Source organism: Kitasatospora sp. NPDC092948, assembly GCF_044754805.1.
Lineage (GTDB): Bacteria > Actinomycetota > Actinomycetes > Streptomycetales > Streptomycetaceae > Kitasatospora.
The window spans coordinates 95918-112601 of the sequence record NZ_JBIVPU010000013.1 but is presented as its reverse complement, the minus strand read 5'-3'; the positions used below and the strand labels follow the sequence as shown (position 1 = coordinate 112601).

The following is a 16684-nucleotide window of genomic DNA, read 5'->3' as shown; positions in this document are numbered from 1 at the left end:
GCACCCACCTGCCCCCAGCCACCTCCCCCCACGTGCGAAAATCGTCCAATGTCCGAGCCCATCACCGTCACCGACGCCGCCGACCCCCGGCTGAGCGACTACACCGACCTCACCGACGTCGAACTGCGCCGTCGCCGCGAACCCGCCGAAGGCCTGTTCATCGCCGAGGGCGAGAAGGTGATCCGCCGCGCCCTCGCGGCAGGCTTCCGGATGCGGTCGATGCTGCTCACCGCGAAGTGGCTCGGCGTGATGGGCGACGTGATCGAAGCGAGCGACGCCCCCGTCCATCTCGTCGAGCCGGCCCTCGCCGAGCAGGTCACGGGCTACCACGTGCACCGCGGCGCCCTCGCGTCGATGGAGCGCAAGCCGCTGCCGACCGCGGCCGACGTGCTCGACGGGGCCCGGCGGGTGGCCGTGCTGGAGGGCCTGGTCGACCACACCAACCTGGGGGCGATCTTCCGTTCGGCGGCCGCTCTCGGCATGGACGCCGTGCTGCTGTCCCCGGACTGCGCCGACCCGCTGTACCGACGTGCCGTCAAGACGTCCATGGGCGCGGTGTTCTCAGTTCCGTACGCCCGCCTCGACCCGTGGCCGGACTCGCTCGCCGCCGTCCGCGAGGCCGGGTTCGAGCTCCTCGCCCTCACCCCGTCCGGCGCCGAGGACTTCACCGTCGCCAAGTCCCACCTGCTCCCCAGGGCGGCCCTGATGCTGGGCGCCGAGGGCGACGGCCTCACCCCGAAGGCGCTCGCCGCCGCCGACCAGCGGGTGCGCATCCCGATGGCGCACGGCATCGACTCGCTGAACGTCGGCGCCGCCGCCGCGATCGCGTTCTACGCCGTCAACCACGGCTGAGCCCTCCGGCCCCGACGACTCCCCGAGGGGGACGAAAGCGACTCAGAGCGCCGTCAGCACCGTCTCGTCCGCGGTGTCCAGCACGTACCCGTTGTCGAACCGGACCCGGACGGACGACTGCGGCCCGTGCTCGCCGTATGCCTCCCAGTGCGGCTCCAGGGACGCGATCTGGCCCTCCAGCGCCTTGCGGCTCTCCGCGGGCATGGTGTGCCCGTAGTCGTCGAACAGCGCCCGCAGCCGCTGGTACTCGCGGACCTCGTCGGACGGCGGCACCTCGACCACCTGCTCGACGGTGCCCTCGACACCCGCCGCCAGCCGCAGGAACCCGACTGCCGCCTCCCCGTCGCCGAACGCCTCACCCAGCGTCAGATCCGTCACCAACGCGACGCGCTGCCCTGCCACCAGCGTCATTGCTCCGCCACCTCCCGGCTCGCCGTGCACTGCGGATCATTATCCGCCGCCACCGGCCGCGGGCCCGCAGGTCAGGCCGCGCGACGCGCCGCCGGCGGCGATATCGGCTGCGGCGCGGGGCGGCGCGGGTCGTGGTGCCGACGGCCCGTCAGGTCGCCCACCCGCAGCACCAGGTCGGGGGACGGGGGAGCGGGCCAGATCGTCAGCCGGTGCTCCTCGACGGCGCGGGCGGCGGTGTCGGTCTCCCGGCCGCGGTCGCGGCCCCGGGTCTGCACCCGGACCCGGTACCAGCCGCGGCCCGCGTGCGCCAGGTTGCCGGCCTCGGCGATGTCCACGCCGTCCCAGGCCCGCAGGTGCAGCGCGCCGCTGCTGTACAGCGAGAGTTCCACCGCGCTCTCCCACTCGGGCCCGGGTTCGGCCGGCCGCGCCGCCGCGCGCTCCACGCCGAGCCGGATCAGCCCGGTGTGGGTGCCGCACAGCACCGTCAGGTGGTCCGGGCAGCCGGCCGCCACCCCGTTGCCGTGGAACAGCCGGGCCAGCGCATGCGCGTCCCAACCGTCCGGCAGCTCCGGGCCGTACAGGAAATACTGGCAGTACGCGACGTGCATCGCGTCGGTCGTCCACATCATGCGGCACATGCTCCCGCCGGGCACTGACAGACCGTCACCGGCAGTTGAGCGGGGCCGTCAGTTCCCGGACACGCCCGCGCCCGGCCAGGACTCCTCCAGGCCGCCGTCCGGGCGGACGGTGTACCGGGTCGAGGAGACCGCGCCGGTGCGCTCCACCCGCTCCTCGCGGATCAGCGCGCCGTTCTCCACCCGCCACACCGCCCCGGCCTCCGGATTCGCGGTGGACGCCCGGCCGGAGATCAGCACCGGGGCGTCGCCGTCGAAGCCGTACAGCTGCACCAGGTCGACGGGGACGGAGCCCTCCACCCGGCGCAGCACCACCAGCGCCGCCCGGTCGTCCCGGAACCGGGCCGGCAGTACCGCGGACAGCGTGACGGGCGCGCCCGCGTCGGTCGAGCGGCCGTCGTGCAGCTGGATCGCCGGGCCGCCGGACGGGTCCGGGTAGCTGCGGTTGGGCCAGTCCACGGCCGGCGGGCTGCCCAGCGCCGGGGCCAGGCCGGAGCTGCTGTGGCCGACCGTGTTCAGGCTGTCCACCGACAGCGTTGTGCCGGAGGACGGCTTCACGGGCGCGGTCACCGTCGGCGCCGGCAGGCCGTGGGTGGCGCGGTTCTCGCAGCCCTGCGCGACCGCGATGGCCAGCGCCACCCCGAGCGTCACGGTGACGAACACCACCAGCCGTTGACGCATCAGCCGCTGACGGGCCGTCGGCCGGCTGCCGAGGGCGCCCGGGGGCCGCCCGGGCGGGGGAGTGCGGTCGCGGCCGGGCACCGGGGTGCGCTCCCGCCCGGCGGGGGCGGCGGGCCGGCGCTCGCGCACCGTGTCGCCGTCCCGGACCGGCCGCCGCACCCGCTCGGTCCGGGCGTCGGGGCGCACCTCCTGCCGGGGCATCGCGGGCGGGGCCGCCACCGGCCGTCCGCCCGCGGCAGCCGCCGCCGGCGCACCGTCAGCGGCCGGTGGCGGAACGGGCGCGGGGCGGACGGGCGGCGCTCCCGCCGCGGCGCGCGGTCCGTCGGCGGCCGGCCGGCGGGCCTGGCCCACCCCCGGGGCGCCCTGCGGACCGGCCGGGCGGCGCGGCGGCGCACCGTCGGGCCGGGCGCTCTCCGCCGGGGCGGCCGATGCGAGCCGCTCCTCGGCGAGGGCGGCGGCCCGGGCGGCCCGGCCGCCGGTGCCGCGCGCGGCGAGCTCGCTCAGCCGCTCGTGCAGCGCCGCCGCCGGCGGGCGCTCGGACGGCTCCTTGGCCAGGCAGGCCCGCACCAGCGGGGCCAGCACCGGAGGAATCCCGGACAGGTCCGGTTCCTCGTGCACCACCCGGTACAGCATCACCTCGGAGGAGGCGCCCGACCCGAACGGCGACTCCCCGGTCAGCGCGAACGCCAGCGTCGCCCCGAACGCGAACACGTCGGTGGCGGGCGTCACCGCCGCGCCGCGCACCTGCTCCGGCGCGAGGAAGCCGGGCGAGCCGACCGCCGTGCCGACGTGGGTGAGCGTGGACGCGCCGCGCGACCAGGCGATGCCGAAGTCGATGATCCGCGGGCCCTTGGGGGAGAGCAGGATGTTCGACGGCTTGAGGTCGCGGTGCACCACCCCCGCCTCGTGCACCTTCACCAGCCCGTCGGCCAGCGCCGCGCCGATCCGCGCCGCGTCCGGCCAGGCCAGCACGCCCTCCTCGGAGACCTGCTTGTACAGCGAGGGCCCGGGGACGTACGCGGTGGCCAGCCACGGCCGGTCGGCCTCGATGTCGGAGCCCATCACCCGGGCCGTGCAGCCGCCGCGGATCCGGGACGCCGCCGCGATCTCCCGGGCGAACCGGGTGCGGAACTCGGCATCCTCGGCGAGTTCGGCGCGGATCAGCTTCAGCGCGACCCGCTGCCCCTTCCGGTCCGAGCCGAGGAAGACCACGCCCATCCCGCCGGCGCCCAGCCGCCGGTGCAACCGGTACGGACCGACGATGCGGGGGTCCTCACGCCGCAGCCGCATCATTGCCATTTGCCCGTACCCGTTCCCGTTCCGTCAGCCTGTGGGGTGAGGCCCCGTCGGATTTGGGGCATCGTCAGACAACTGTCTCGGCACAGCTTACGGACAGGTAGCGGCCCCGCGCTGACACGCAACACGTGAACCGCCGGTCGGATTGTCGGACCAGGGTCGTTGTCATCCCGTCAAACCCCGTGCCCCACCAGGAATCCCGCCGTCCCTCAGGGGGCGCTGTCAGGGTCGCCTAAGGGGTTCGCGCACTCCGGTATCCGACTCCAGGCGTACACCGCCCCGCCCGACCTCCTACCAGCGGAGGCGATCGGAACGGTACGACGGCATGACGACCCCGAAAGCCGTCCCGCCTAACGTTGTTCACACAGCGAGGACGGCCCCGCTCGTCCCCCGAGATGACCGTCCTCGCTGCCCGAGCACCACTGCCCGAATCCCGAACCGACCGCAGCACCGCAGCCCGGCAGGAGCACAGCAGACATGGCACCGCTCAACAGAGCCCTTCGCCGCCGGCCCCTGTCCCCGCACCCCGCGGAGACCCGGCACCCGATGGTCGCCCTTGCCATCGTCCTGCCCTGCGCGATCCTGCTGATGGCCCTGTTCGGGGCATGGGACCAACTGGCGACCCAGACCCAAGCGGTCGCCGATCTGATCGGGCGCTGACCCCCAATGGGGTAGGGGTCTTCGCGCCGGCCCGGAGCAACCCTCATCACGTCGTGGACGGACGAAAATGAGTGGCGCAGGCTGCAGCTCCGGCCCACCCGGTGGCCGGGAACGACACGTCGGTGAGGGCGTGCCGTTCCCGGCCACTCCCATGCCCGCCACACTGCCGGAACGCCGAGAGCCGCCGTCCGAAACCGGACGGCGGCTCTCAACTGCGGTGCGCGATACTGGGATTGAACCAGTGACCCCTACCGTGTCAAGGTAGTGCTCTCCCGCTGAGCTAATCGCGCAGGGACGGTCCGAGGACCGAGGATCCGAAGATCAGTGCGCGATACTGGGATTGAACCAGTGACCCCTACCGTGTCAAGGTAGTGCTCTCCCGCTGAGCTAATCGCGCGGGGGTGTGCCAGAAGCTCCGAGGAGCATGCCGGTGGTGCGCGATACTGGGATTGAACCAGTGACCCCTACCGTGTCAAGGTAGTGCTCTCCCGCTGAGCTAATCGCGCAGGGACGGTCCGAGGACCGAGGATCCGAAGATCAGTGCGCGATACTGGGATTGAACCAGTGACCCCTACCGTGTCAAGGTAGTGCTCTCCCGCTGAGCTAATCGCGCGGGGAGGCCCTCCGGTCGAGACCGGAGGGTTCCTCTTGGAGGTGGAGACGGGATTTGAACCCGTGTACACGGCTTTGCAGGCCGTTGCCTCGCCTCTCGGCCACTCCACCAGGCAACATCTGGAGAACGATCCTACCTGTTCTCCATCGAGCGGACGACGAGATTCGAACTCGCGACCCTCACCTTGGCAAGGTGATGCTCTACCAACTGAGCCACGTCCGCCTGTCTTCCTGGCAGCTCCTCCGGTTTTTTCCGGCTGCGCTCCCTGGCGACGTGTTGAACTCTAGCGGATTTCTGGCCCAGCTGAAAAATCCGTTCCCGCAGCGTGGCGCGGGAGTGGCCGCCGGATGCCCAACCGCCGGGCCCGGCCGGACCGTTCCAACAGGCCTCCGACCTAGACTTTCGGTACCGGGGCGAACCCCCGACGCCCACGCCCCCGCCCGCGCGGGACCACCTCATTACGTAATGAGGTGCCCAGGTTGTCCGCGCCCGCGCGGACACAGGCGGGCAGCACCACCATCCGCGAATCCGCGCAGGAGAACCCGTGTCCGGCCGTACCGCACCGCTCAGCCCCCACCAGCCGATGGCCCGCTTCGCCGGACGCCTCGCCACCGGTCTGCGCGAAGTCACCCACGACCCCGCCGCCCTCGACCGCGGCGGATTCTGGGCCGTCGCCCTCGACTTCGAAGGCCGCCTCACCTGCGCCCGGTTCGACGACGTCCGCCCCGACCCGGCCCCACCCGCCACCCACGACTGGCTCGGCCCCGCCCCCGACAGCTGGCACAGCTCCCTCGACGCCGACGCCTACCGCGCGGGAGTGCGCCGCATCCACGAGTACATCGCCGCCGGCGAGGTCTACCAGGTCAACCTCTGCCGGGTGTTGAGCGCGCCGCTGCCCGACCCCGACCGCACCGACGTCGACGCCCTCACCGGCCTGCTCGCCGCGCACAACCCCGCGCCGTACGCAGGAACGATCCGGCTGCCCGAGCACGGCGTCGAAATCGCCACCGCCTCACCCGAGCTCTACCTGAGCCGCCACGGCCGCACCGTCCGCTCCGGCCCGATCAAGGGCACCGGCCGCACCGAACAGGACCTGTTCGACAAGGACTACGCCGAGAACGTGATGATCGTCGACCTGGTCCGCAACGACCTCGGCCAGGTCTGCGACACCGGCACCGTCACCGTCCCCGACCTGTGCGCCGTCGAGAAGCACCCCGGCCTGGTCCACCTCGTCTCCACCGTCGAAGGCCGCCTGCACACCGACGCCGGCTGGCCGCAGCTCTTCGACGCCACCTTCCCGCCCGGCTCCGTCACCGGCGCCCCCAAGGGCAGCGCCCTGCGCATCATCAGCGAACTGGAGACCGCCCCCCGCGGCCCCTACTGCGGCGCCATCGGCTGGATCGACGCCGACCGCGACGAGGCCGAACTCGCCGTCGGCATCCGCTCGTTCTGGATCGAACGGGAGACCGGGCGGCCCGTCCTCAAGTTCGGCGCCGGCGCCGGAATCACCTGGGACTCCGACCCGGACGACGAATGGCAGGAAACCGAACTCAAAGCCGCCAGGCTGGTGGCGATAGCCTCCACGGGCACCCCCGCCTGACCGCAAGGAGTACTGCGCCGATGATCTGGGTCAACGGAACCCTCACCGCCGAGGACGACGCCACCCTCTCCGTCCTCGACCACGGACTGACCGTCGGCGACGGCGTGTTCGAGACCGTCAAGGCCGAGCACGGAGAACTCTTCGCCCTCACCCGGCACCTCGACCGCCTCACCCGCTCCGCCCGCGGCCTCGGCCTCCCCGCCCCCGACCACGACCAGGTCCGCGACGCCTGCGCCGCGGTCCTCGCAGCCAAGCCGATGCCGCTCGGCCGCCTGCGCATCACCTACACCGGTGGCCGCGCCCCGCTCGGCTCCGAACGCGGCGACGCCGCACCCACGTTGGTCGTCGCCCTCGGCACCGCCAAGCGCCGCCCCGACACCACCGCCGTCGTCACCGTCCCCTGGCGCCGCAACGAGCACTCCGCCGTCACCGGCCTGAAGACCACCTCCTACGCCGAGAACGTCATCGCGCTCTCCGCGGCCCACCGCGCCGACGCCAGCGAAGCCCTCCTCGCCAACACCGCCCGCCGGCTCTGCGAGGGCACCGGATCCAACGTCTTCGTGGTCCTCGACGGCCGCCTCCTCACCCCCACCCTCGCCTCCGGCTGCCTGGCCGGCATCACCCGCCAACTCGTCATCGACTGGACCGGCGCCGAGGAGACCGACGTCCCCTTCGAGGCCCTCGCCGACGCCGAAGAGATCTTCCTGACCTCCACCCTCCGCGACGTCCAGGCCGTCACCCGCGTCGACGCCCGCACCCTCCCCGGCATCGGCCCGGTGACCCGCAAGGCGATGGAGATCTTCGCCGACCGGGCGGCCCGGGACAACGACCCCGTCTGAGCACACCGGCGGCAGGCAGTGTGGGACGGTAGAGCCCCAACGGGGGAGGAAAGGGGGCCGGTATGACCACTACACTGCGGCCGGACGGGGACGAGGAGACCGCGGCCAACCAGGGGCGGACGCGGCGCTGGCACATCATGGTGAACGGACACCAGGTGGGCGGCCTGCGGACCACCGCCTGGCCCAGAGAAGGCTACTGCGCGGGCGAGATCAGCGAACTCCAGGTCACCGAAGGACGGCGGCGCGGCCGAGGCACCGTCGCCGCGCTCGCCGCCGAAGAGGTGCTGCGCTCCTGGGGCTGCACCCGGGTCGACGTCATGGTGCCCGCAGAGGCCGAAGCCGGCCTCCACCTGGCCCGCGCCCTCGGCTACACCGAGCGGATGCGCAGCATGGCCAAATCACTCGCCGAACTCCCGCCCCTGCCCGCCGAATTGACGGACCGCCAGATCGGACCGGACGAGTACCCGGCCTGGGAACGAAAGTCGATCGCGGGCTACCGGCAGGACTTGATCGACTCCGGCTTCGGCGACGCCGAAGCCACCGCCAAGGCCGACCACGACCACCGGCGCGCTCTGCCGGACGGCCCGGACACCCCGGACACCGTGCTGCGGTACCTCCTCGACGCCGACGGAAACATCCTCGGCTGCCTCTGGGTCGCTCTCCGCCAGGACAGCCTGCCGGACGGCCGCCCGCTGGCCTGGGTGATGCTGGTGGAGGTCGACCCCGGGCAGCGCGGCCACGGCTACGGCCGTACCCTGATGCGCCTCGCCGAACGCGAATGCCTCGCCGCCGGCGTCCACGACCTGGGGCTCACCGTGTTCGCCGACAACGGCGTGGCGCGCGCGCTCTACGAATCGCTCGGCTACCGGGTCACCGCGCGCCGGCTCACCAAGCCGCTGCTCTGAGCCCGACCGCCCCGCCGCCACCCATGGCGGGGCGATCAGCCGCCCAGCAGCTCGACGATCCGCTCCAGCAGCCCGTCCTGGGACTTGCCGCCATCCAGCCGCTTCCCGGCCACCACGTACGTCGGAGTGCCCGTGACGCCGATCGCCCGGCCCTCGGCCACGTCCGAGTCGACCCACAGCATGTGACGGCCGTCGATCAGCGCGGTGTCGACCTCGTCCGCATCCAGCCCGGCCGCCCCGGCGATCTCCACCAGCGCCTGTGCTCCGCCCCGCTCCACATCCTCCAGCCGGGCCAGCACCGCCTCGACGAACTCCCAGCCGCGCCCCTGCTCGAACGCCTCGGCCGCGGCCTCCGCCGCCGGGTACGCGAACTTGTGCTTCTCCAGCGGGAAGTGCCGCAGCTCGACGGTCAGCGCGTCACCGAAGCGGGCACGCAGCGTCCGGAGGTCCTCCAGCGCGGTACGGCAGTCGGGACACAGCAGGTCGCACCAGAATTCGACACGGGGCAGGGGGGAATCGCTCATTCCTCAAGTCTCCCAGGTCCACCACCCGGCCCCGACCGACCCCGACCGATCCGGCCCCGCGCCCACCGGCAGGCCTCAGCGCCCGGCCGCCGCCACCGCGCCGGCCTCCGCCGAACGCTGCCGGGCCCGGTACGCGGCCACGTGCAGCCGGTTCCCGCAGGTGCGGCTGTCGCAGTAGCGGCGGGAGCGGTTGCGGGACAGGTCGACGAAGACCCGGGCGCAGTCCGGCGCCTCGCAGCGGCGCAGCCGCTCCAGCTCGCCGGCCATCACGATGAAGGCCAGCGCCATCCCGAGCTCGGCGGCCAGGTGCCGGCCGATCGCCGCGTGCGGCGCGAAGTAGTGGATGTGCCAGCCGTGGTGGTCGTGATTGGTCAGCCGCGGCGTGGTGCCCGCCTCGGCGACCAGCGCGTTGACCAGCTCCGCGGCCTGCTCGACGGTGTCGGCCGAGAACACCTCGCGCAGCCGGTCGCGCAGGTGGTGCACCGCGGCCAGGTCGGCCGGACCGAGCGAGTCGATCTCGCTGATCTCCTGCCCCACCACGAAGGCGCTCAGTGCCGCCACGTCGGGCAGCTGCTCGCTGCCGCAGGCTTCCGGCGCGGTGTTCAGCAGCTCCACCAGGATGCTCAGCGCGCATTCGGTGTCATGGGTGATCAGCACGTGGGAACTCCTCACGCGGCGGCGGCCCGAGGACCACCGCGTCGGTCAAAGCGGGCCCCGACTCTACCGGCCCGGGCCGCCGCCCGGGCCCGGACGCGACCCGGACGTGGCTTAGCCCCGGACGTCCGCTCCGACGGGAGAGGACGCCCGGGGCCGGGCCCCGAGGCCGCCGATGGCGGCAGTGAACTGCGACCGTGCCCCCGAGTAGGACGGTGCGCATCGAGGCAATCCCGCCGCCGCGCGACGGCGGGCCGTGACTCGTTCGGTTCAGCTCTCGGCGAGGATGTGCGACAACTCCCGGTCGAGGTCGAAGTGACGGTGTTCGGTGCCGGGCGGCACCGCGGCGTCGGTCCGCTTGAGGAATGACTCAAGCGCCCGGGCCGGGGCCTCCAGCAGTGCCTCTCCTTCCGGAGAGCTCAGGGCGATGCAAACCACGCCTTGACCGTGGCTGCGGGACGGCCACACCCGGACGTCGCCGGTACCGGTCGGTCGATGCAGCCCCTCCGCGAGGAGGTCGCGGGCGAACACCCACTCCACGGTCTCGTCGGCTCCGGTGTGGAACGTCGCATGCACGGCATAGGGGTCGGCAGTGTCGTAGCGCAGGCCCGCGGGGACGGGCAGTGACGACTCGCTGGACACGATGAGGCGCAGGTGCAGCTCGCAGCTGACCGTGGTGTTCATAAGCGCCAGGGCCTTTCGCTCAGTGTGCGCTCGGGGAATCGCACGTCGGCGAACGGACCATCCCACCTGAAAGCCCGGTGTAAACCCGTCTGTCCCGATTCCGGTGCGAGTCGTACCCCTTCCGGCGCATTGCGGAATCCCCCGAACGGCCCGACCTGAGGCCGAGCGGCCCGGTAACGGCACGGATTACCCGCGGTCGCACCGGGACCGGCGGCCGGGCGACTGGAGGAACGCACGAAGCTGCCGCCACCGGACCCGCCCCGCCCGCGGCCTTCCGGCCGGTCCGCCCGACGCCGCTGGTCGGGGCCGCCGGCCCGGCCCGGGGTGCGGACCGGGCCCGGAGCAGGGCGGGGGTGGTCGGAGCAGCCGCGCGGATGGGGTAATGTTCTTTCTGCACCCGGGCGATTAGCTCAGCGGGAGAGCACTTCGTTCACACCGAAGGGGTCACTGGTTCGATCCCAGTATCGCCCACCGGAATGCAAAGGCGTAGGGCTCCGACTTGTTTATCAGGTCGGAGCCCTACGCCTTTTCCGCGTTCCCGTCCGAGTTCTGACGGGCATTCAACGGGCCCGCTCCGCCCGAGGCCTATTCAACCGGCGTGCCCGGCGCGGGATCTGGGGGCCCGTCGGGGAACGGATTGGATGCCCGGGCCCAAGTGGTGCTACTGTTCATCTCGTTGCCCGGGCGATTAGCTCAGCGGGAGAGCACTTCGTTCACACCGAAGGGGTCACTGGTTCGATCCCAGTATCGCCCACCGAGCACAACGCGGAAGGCCCCGACCATCAGGTCGGGGCCTTCCGCGTTGTGCATGCCCGGCAGACCGTCAGGCCGCCAACTCGCAGGCGTGGCCCGGCTCCAGACGCTCACCGCAGCGACACCGGGCCGGCCGCAGCGGCCACGCCGTGTCCACCCGCTCCGGCGTGCCCGACCGCTCGAACCAGCGCTCCAGGCCGCGCGCCTGCGCCGCGTGCCACACCGCCTGCCGCAGATGCAGCTCCGCCGGGGACAAGCCGCCCAGCCGCTCCGCGTGCCGCGACGCCACCGCTCGCACCAACTCCAGTGCCGCCAGCGCGTCCGCCGCCGCGTCGTGCGCACCCACCAGCGAAACCCCGTAGTGCCCGCACAGATCGGTCAGCGTGCGGCGGCCCTTGCGGTAGCGGTCCACCTGCTTGTCCAGCACCCGCGGATCCAGCACCAGCAACTCCGCGCCGCCCAGCACCTCCGTCAACGAACCCGCCCCGTGCCGGCGCAACTCCCGGTCCAGCAGCGTCAGGTCGTACGGGGCGTTCATCACCACCAGCGGCACCCCCGCACGGGACTGCTCGGCCAGCGCGAGCGCCACCTCCACCGCCACGGTGCGCGGCGGACGCCCGTCCGCCCGCACCCGGTCGTCGGAAATGCCGTGCACGGCCCGGGCCTGCTCCGGAATGGGCACACCCGGATTCGCCAACCAACTGCGGACGGCCGGAGCCCCGCCCGGGGCGGACTGCACCACCAGGGCGGCCGAGACGATCCTGTCCTGCTCGACGTCCACACCCGTGGTCTCGGTGTCGAAGGATGCCAACGGACCGTGGAACCAGGAACGGAGCTGTTGCATGACGCCTCCTCGGACGCCGCGCGAACCCTTGCCGGGCGGCGCTGCCACCGAGGACCAGCGGAGCGCCGCGCCGTGTCCAGGTGATACCGCAGTTGACGCACCGTCAACCGTGCCGGACGACCCCTTTGTGGCAGAAAGTGACCGAACGATCACCGCGACCCCCTCGAGCCTGGGCGACAGGGACCTGGCCCGGCTCGGTACCATGCACAACGCAGCGGTTGTGCTGCGCCCCATAGCCAGAACGTCAGGAGAGACCGGTGACGGACGTCCGGATCATCATCAACCGCGAACCCGATCGGGAAGAGCGCGTGGTGACCACGGGCACTACGGCCGCCGAGCTCTTCGCCGACGACCGCGCCGTGATCGCCGCCCGCGTCGGCGGCCAGCTCAAGGACCTCACCTACGCCGTCCAGGACGGCGACGAGGTCGAACCCGTCGAGATCTCCAGCCCCGACGGCCTCGACATCCTGCGGCACTCCACCGCGCACGTGATGGCCCAGGCCGTCCAGCAGGTCTTCCCCGAGGCCAAGCTCGGCATCGGCCCGCCCGTCCGCGACGGCTTCTACTACGACTTCGACGTCGAGAAGGCGTTCCAGCCGGACGACCTCAAGACCATCGAGAAGAAGATGCAGGAGATCATCAAGCGGGGACAGAAGTTCTCCCGCCGCGTGGTCACCGACGAGGCCGCCCGCGAGGAGCTCGCCAAGGAGCCCTACAAGCTCGAACTGATCGGCCTCAAGGGCTCCGCCGCCACCGCCGGCGAGGGCGCCGACGTCGAGGTCGGCGCCGGCGAACTCACCATCTACGACAACGTCGACCCCAAGACCGGCGAGGTCTGCTGGGGCGACCTCTGCCGCGGCCCGCACCTGCCCAGCACCCGCCACATCCCGGCGTTCAAGCTGATGCGCTCCGCCGCCGCCTACTGGCGCGGCAGCGAGAAGAACCCCATGCTGCAGCGCCTGTACGGCACCGCGTGGCCCACCAAGGAAGAGCTGAAGGCCCACCTCGACTTCCTCGAGGAGGCCGCCAAGCGCGACCACCGCAAGCTCGGCACCGAGCTCGACCTGTTCTCCATCCCCGAGCAGATCGGCTCCGGCCTCGCCGTCTTCCACCCCAAGGGCGGCATCATCCGCCGCACCATGGAGGACTACTCGCGCAAGCGGCACGAGGAAGAGGGCTACGAGTTCGTCTACACCCCGCACGCCACCAAGGGGAAGCTGTTCGAGACCAGCGGCCACCTCGACTGGTACGCCGACGGCATGTACCCCCCCATGCAGCTCGACGAGGGCACGGACTACTACCTCAAGCCCATGAACTGCCCGATGCACAACCTGATCTTCGACGCGCGCGGCCGCTCCTACCGTGAACTGCCGCTGCGCCTCTTCGAGTTCGGCACCGTGTACCGGTACGAGAAGTCCGGCGTGGTGCACGGCCTGACCCGCGCCCGCGGCTTCACGCAGGACGACGCGCACATCTACTGCACCCGCGAGCAGATGGCCGACGAGCTGGACCGCACGCTGACCTTCGTGCTGGACCTGCTGCGCGACTACGGCCTGAACGACTTCTACCTGGAGCTGTCCACCAAGGACCCGGAGAAGTTCGTCGGCAGCGACGACGCGTGGGAGGAAGCCACCGCGGTGCTGGCGAGCGTGGCCGAGAAGCAGGGCCTGCCGCTGGTGCCGGACCCGGGTGGCGCGGCCTTCTACGGCCCGAAGATCTCGGTCCAGGCGCGGGATGCGATCGGCCGCACTTGGCAGATGAGCACCATTCAGCTGGACTTCAACCTGCCGGAACGTTTCGAACTCGAGTACACCTCGGCGGACGGCTCGCGGCAGCGGCCGGTGATGATCCACCGCGCGCTGTTCGGCTCGATCGAGCGCTTCTTCGCGGTGCTGCTGGAGCACTACGCCGGTGCCATGCCGCCGTGGCTGGCCCCGGTCACCGTGACCGGCATTCCGATCACCGACGAGCACGTGCCGTACCTGCTCGAGGTGGCGGCCGAGCTGAAGAAGCACGGGATCCGGGTGGATGTCGACACCTCGGACGACCGGATGCAGAAGAAGATCCGCAACGCCCAGAAGTCGAAGGTCCCGTACATGCTGATCGCGGGCAACGACGACGTCGAGGCCGGCGCGGTGTCGTTCCGCTACCGCAGCGGCGAGCAGAAGAACGGCGTGCCCCGTGACGAAGCGATCGCCGAGATCGTTGAAGCGGTGCGGAGCCGGGTCCAGGTCTGACGGGTCTCTGCGCAAGCGGAGGTGAGCCGGTTCCGTACATCTTGATTGCGGGAAACGGCGAAACGTCCGAGCGGCCGTGAGTGCGGGGCAGTCTCCTCCGGGAGTCTGCCCCGCACTGCTTGGTTCACGAGCTGTGACGCTTATGCTGGCGAGCATGACGAGTGAGCCGGAACTGCAGCGGGGCGTGGGGGAGCCGGACGGCTTCCGTCGCCTGTGGACACCTCATCGGATGGCGTACATCCAGGGCGAGAACAAGCCCACGGGGCCGGCTCCGGACGACGGTTGCCCGTTCTGTTCGATCCCGAAGCTGAGCGACGAGGACGGGCTGATCGTGCAGCGCGGCGAGTCGGTGTTCGCGGTGCTGAACCTGTACCCGTACAACGGTGGGCACTTGATGGTGGTCCCGTACCGGCATGTCGCGGACTACACCGAGCTGGACGGGCCGGAGACGGCGGAGCTCGGGGAGTTCACCAAGAAGGCGATGACGGCGCTGCGGGCGGCGTCGGGGGCGCACGGGTTCAACATCGGGATGAACCAGGGCGCGGCGGCGGGCGCCGGGATCGCGGCGCACCTGCACCAGCACGTGGTGCCGCGCTGGGGTGGGGACACCAACTTCATGCCGGTGGTGGGGCACACGAAGGTGCTGCCGCAGCTGCTGGCGGACACGCGGAAGGCGCTGGCCGAGGTGTGGCCGGTTTGATGCGGTGACGGGCAGACGGCAGGGGCCGGGCGGGAACATCTCCCGCCCGGCCCCTGCCGGTTGTGTGCCGGGGGTCAGCCGGCGTCGTACTTGTCGGCGCGGAACGGGCGGGAGCCCTGCATTTCGGCGCGGATGGCGTTGGAGCGGCCGGAGATCCGGTCGGTGGCGACGTCGTGTTCGTCGAGGAATTCGACCACGGCGGCGTGGATCAGGCCGACCACGGGGGTGGGGATGTACAGCGCGTCGTCGGACTTGAAGCGGCTGTTCCAGGCGGGGTCGGCCCAGGCCTGACGCAGGCAGAGCGGTTCGGGGAGGCCGATGGAGCCGCCGAGCCACTTCTGCAGGCTGGGGACCTTGTGGAAGGGGGCCCGGACCGCCTGTCGGACGATCTCGTCGTCGGTGACGACGGGGAGTTGGACGGAGCGGGTCTCCCAGAAGCGGAGGGTCTTGGGGACGTCCTTCTCGGGGGTCTTCGGCTTGGAGCCGAAGTAGCCGGCGATCGGGCCGAGCGCGTGGGCGGTGGCGGTGACCTGGAGGCTGTGCGCCAGGACCATGATGCTGACCACCACGGTGGTGACCAACTGGCCCTTGTGCAGGACGAATTGGACGGCGATGCGGTGCCGGGTGTCGGTGCCGACGCTCTGCTTGTTGGCGAGCTCGGAGACGGCGAAGTCGCGCATCCGGTCGCCGTCCATCTCGGCGCCGGAGGGGCGGCCGATCTCGTCGGCGCCCTCGCCGGTGTCGAGCACCACCCAGTGGTTGATCTGGGGCTTGGGCAGGCCGCCGTTGGGGACGTCGGAGCCGGTGAGGGAGCCGAGGCGGTCGGCGATCCGGCGGGCGATGTCCCAGACGTGGAAGCTGCGGAAGTCGGGGTGGCCCTCGGCGGGGCGGAGGTCCTCGCGCAGTGACCACTCGGCCCAGCGGGCGCCGATGCCGAGGATGCCCTTGGGACCGGCGTAGTGCTGGATGTTGGTGGTCTGCTCCTTGCTGAGGCGGTCGAGCCCGGCCCGGAGGTCGTTGGCCTTCTTGTCGAGGTGGTCCTTGGGGACGGCCTTGGGGACGATGGCGGCGACCGCGCTGCCGCCGACCAGGTCGCCCCAGCGGGCGCGCTGCTGCATGACGGCGTCGATCACAGTGCGGCGGGCGAAGTACCAGCCGATGACCGGGCCGATCATCACCACGCGGCAGTAGAGGCCGAGCAGGCCGTGGGCCGGCGGGCGGATCGCCAGGAACAGGGTGAGGGCGGTGGCGGCGAGCAGGGCCAGGGTGCCGACGAAGCCGTCCCGGGCGGCGGACTTCTTGGTGCCGAGCCAGGCGCGGGCCTGGTACGCGGCGAGCCAGATCAGCGTGCCGGGCAGGAAGAGCAGTCCGCAGACGGCGGTGAGCGTGGAGAGCCGGCGGTCCCGGGCCTCGCGCAGGTCCTGGGCGGCGAGGCAGTGCTCGACGACCATGCGGATGTCGGTGCCGTGCGAGGGCACTATCGGTTTGCGGCCGCCGCCGAGGGTGCGGTCGATCAGGGCGCGGCTGAACGCCTCGCCGGCGCTGGGCCGGAACAGGGCGAACTTGCCCGGCTTGACCGAGACCCCGGCGAGCGCTTCCAGTTCGTTGTAGTCGCCGGTGCGGTAGGCGGCTGAGGAGAACGACTGGGTGACCGCGGTCTGATGACCGACGTCCGTCCGTGGTACCTGTGCGCCCGGCGTCATGTCGAGCTGAGTCACCTGAGCAGCTCCTCCTCCCCTGATGGTCTGCGGCAGGTTACCGCGCGGCGGCCCGCCCGTGCGGATCATCAACTGATC

General features: G+C 71.8%; 15 protein-coding genes and 8 tRNA genes. 9 read left to right on the top strand and 14 right to left on the bottom strand.

Going from position 1 to position 16684, the window contains the following annotated elements; translation table 11 throughout:
• The first annotated feature begins 48 nt into the window (after positions 1-48).
• Positions 49-852 carry a TrmH family RNA methyltransferase gene (locus ACIQF6_RS29460; RefSeq protein ID WP_400900348.1) on the top strand — a complete coding sequence of 268 codons (804 nt, stop codon included), beginning with the start codon at positions 49-51 and terminating at the stop codon, positions 850-852.
• Between the two features lie 42 nt (positions 853-894).
• Here ACIQF6_RS29460 and ACIQF6_RS29455 read toward each other — a convergent pair whose 3' ends face one another.
• The 3 genes from ACIQF6_RS29455 to ACIQF6_RS29445 form a co-directional block, all read right to left on the bottom strand.
• Positions 895-1263, bottom strand: a complete 369-nt coding sequence (locus ACIQF6_RS29455) for a hypothetical protein (RefSeq protein WP_400900346.1) — start codon at positions 1261-1263, stop codon at positions 895-897.
• 71 nt (positions 1264-1334) lie between these two features.
• On the bottom strand, positions 1335-1892 hold the full coding sequence (locus ACIQF6_RS29450) for a hypothetical protein (RefSeq protein ID WP_400900344.1): 558 nt from the start codon (positions 1890-1892) through the stop codon (positions 1335-1337).
• Between the two features lie 57 nt (positions 1893-1949).
• Positions 1950-3878 (bottom strand): serine/threonine-protein kinase, encoded by a 1929-nt coding sequence (locus tag ACIQF6_RS29445; protein ID WP_400900342.1) that lies wholly within the window; start codon positions 3876-3878, stop codon positions 1950-1952.
• Between the two features lie 474 nt (positions 3879-4352).
• Between ACIQF6_RS29445 and ACIQF6_RS29440 the strand changes: the two genes are divergently transcribed.
• Positions 4353-4535, top strand: a complete 183-nt coding sequence (locus ACIQF6_RS29440; RefSeq protein WP_400900340.1) for a hypothetical protein — start codon at positions 4353-4355, stop codon at positions 4533-4535.
• 218 nt (positions 4536-4753) lie between these two features.
• Here ACIQF6_RS29440 and ACIQF6_RS29435 read toward each other — a convergent pair.
• The 6 genes from ACIQF6_RS29435 to ACIQF6_RS29410 all read right to left on the bottom strand — a co-directional run bounded on the left by ACIQF6_RS29435 (position 4754) and on the right by ACIQF6_RS29410 (position 5370).
• Positions 4754-4825 (bottom strand) — tRNA-Val (locus ACIQF6_RS29435).
• Between the two features lie 35 nt (positions 4826-4860).
• A tRNA-Val gene (locus tag ACIQF6_RS29430) sits at positions 4861-4932 on the bottom strand.
• 34 nt (positions 4933-4966) lie between these two features.
• Positions 4967-5041: transfer RNA gene (locus ACIQF6_RS29425), tRNA-Val, on the bottom strand.
• 35 nt (positions 5042-5076) lie between these two features.
• Positions 5077-5148, bottom strand: a tRNA-Val gene (locus tag ACIQF6_RS29420).
• A 36-nt stretch (positions 5149-5184) separates the two neighbouring features.
• Positions 5185-5258: transfer RNA gene (locus ACIQF6_RS29415), tRNA-Cys, on the bottom strand.
• Positions 5259-5297: 39 nt separating this feature from the next.
• Positions 5298-5370: transfer RNA gene (locus ACIQF6_RS29410), tRNA-Gly, on the bottom strand.
• A gap of 361 nt (positions 5371-5731) precedes the next feature.
• Here ACIQF6_RS29410 and ACIQF6_RS29405 point away from each other — a divergent pair.
• The 3 genes from ACIQF6_RS29405 to ACIQF6_RS29395 all read left to right on the top strand — a co-directional run bounded on the left by ACIQF6_RS29405 (position 5732) and on the right by ACIQF6_RS29395 (position 8492).
• Positions 5732-6748, top strand: coding sequence for a chorismate-binding protein (locus tag ACIQF6_RS29405; protein WP_400900485.1), 1017 nt, complete (start codon positions 5732-5734; stop codon positions 6746-6748).
• A 20-nt stretch (positions 6749-6768) separates the two neighbouring features.
• Positions 6769-7587 (top strand): aminotransferase class IV, encoded by an 819-nt coding sequence (locus ACIQF6_RS29400; protein WP_400900338.1) that lies wholly within the window; start codon positions 6769-6771, stop codon positions 7585-7587.
• A gap of 62 nt (positions 7588-7649) precedes the next feature.
• Entirely contained in the window at positions 7650-8492 is an 843-nt protein-coding gene (locus ACIQF6_RS29395; RefSeq protein ID WP_400900336.1) for a GNAT family N-acetyltransferase, read from the top strand.
• A gap of 35 nt (positions 8493-8527) precedes the next feature.
• Here the strand turns inward: ACIQF6_RS29395 and ACIQF6_RS29390 are convergent, their stop codons facing one another.
• The 3 genes from ACIQF6_RS29390 to ACIQF6_RS29380 all read right to left on the bottom strand — a co-directional run bounded on the left by ACIQF6_RS29390 (position 8528) and on the right by ACIQF6_RS29380 (position 10354).
• A complete protein-coding gene (locus tag ACIQF6_RS29390) occupies positions 8528-9016 on the bottom strand; it encodes a DsbA family protein (protein ID WP_400900334.1) in 489 nt (162 codons plus the stop codon).
• Between the two features lie 75 nt (positions 9017-9091).
• Positions 9092-9673: a CGNR zinc finger domain-containing protein gene (locus tag ACIQF6_RS29385; protein WP_400900332.1), complete on the bottom strand. Its 582-nt coding sequence runs from the start codon at positions 9671-9673 to the stop codon at positions 9092-9094.
• A 267-nt stretch (positions 9674-9940) separates the two neighbouring features.
• The gene (locus ACIQF6_RS29380) at positions 9941-10354 is read right to left on the bottom strand and encodes an SsgA family sporulation/cell division regulator (RefSeq protein WP_030056266.1); all 414 of its coding nucleotides are present in this window, start codon (positions 10352-10354) and stop codon (positions 9941-9943) included.
• Between the two features lie 399 nt (positions 10355-10753).
• On the opposite strand from ACIQF6_RS29380, the gene ACIQF6_RS29375 reads away from it, so the two are divergent.
• Positions 10754-10825: transfer RNA gene (locus tag ACIQF6_RS29375), tRNA-Val, on the top strand.
• 211 nt (positions 10826-11036) lie between these two features.
• A tRNA-Val gene (locus ACIQF6_RS29370) sits at positions 11037-11108 on the top strand.
• 69 nt (positions 11109-11177) lie between these two features.
• On the opposite strand, the gene ACIQF6_RS29365 is transcribed toward ACIQF6_RS29370, so the two are convergent.
• Positions 11178-11951, bottom strand: coding sequence for a 3'-5' exonuclease (locus tag ACIQF6_RS29365; RefSeq protein WP_400900330.1), 774 nt, complete (start codon positions 11949-11951; stop codon positions 11178-11180).
• Positions 11952-12208: 257 nt separating this feature from the next.
• Between ACIQF6_RS29365 and thrS the strand changes: the two genes are divergently transcribed.
• Positions 12209-14188 carry a threonine--tRNA ligase gene (thrS, locus tag ACIQF6_RS29360; protein ID WP_400900328.1) on the top strand — a complete coding sequence of 660 codons (1980 nt, stop codon included), beginning with the start codon at positions 12209-12211 and terminating at the stop codon, positions 14186-14188.
• Between the two features lie 142 nt (positions 14189-14330).
• The gene (locus tag ACIQF6_RS29355) at positions 14331-14888 is read left to right on the top strand and encodes an HIT family protein (RefSeq protein WP_400900483.1); all 558 of its coding nucleotides are present in this window, start codon (positions 14331-14333) and stop codon (positions 14886-14888) included.
• 74 nt (positions 14889-14962) lie between these two features.
• Here the strand turns inward: ACIQF6_RS29355 and ACIQF6_RS29350 are convergent, their stop codons facing one another.
• A complete protein-coding gene (locus ACIQF6_RS29350; RefSeq protein WP_400900326.1) occupies positions 14963-16606 on the bottom strand; it encodes a hypothetical protein in 1644 nt (547 codons plus the stop codon).
• Positions 16607-16684 lie beyond the last annotated feature (78 nt).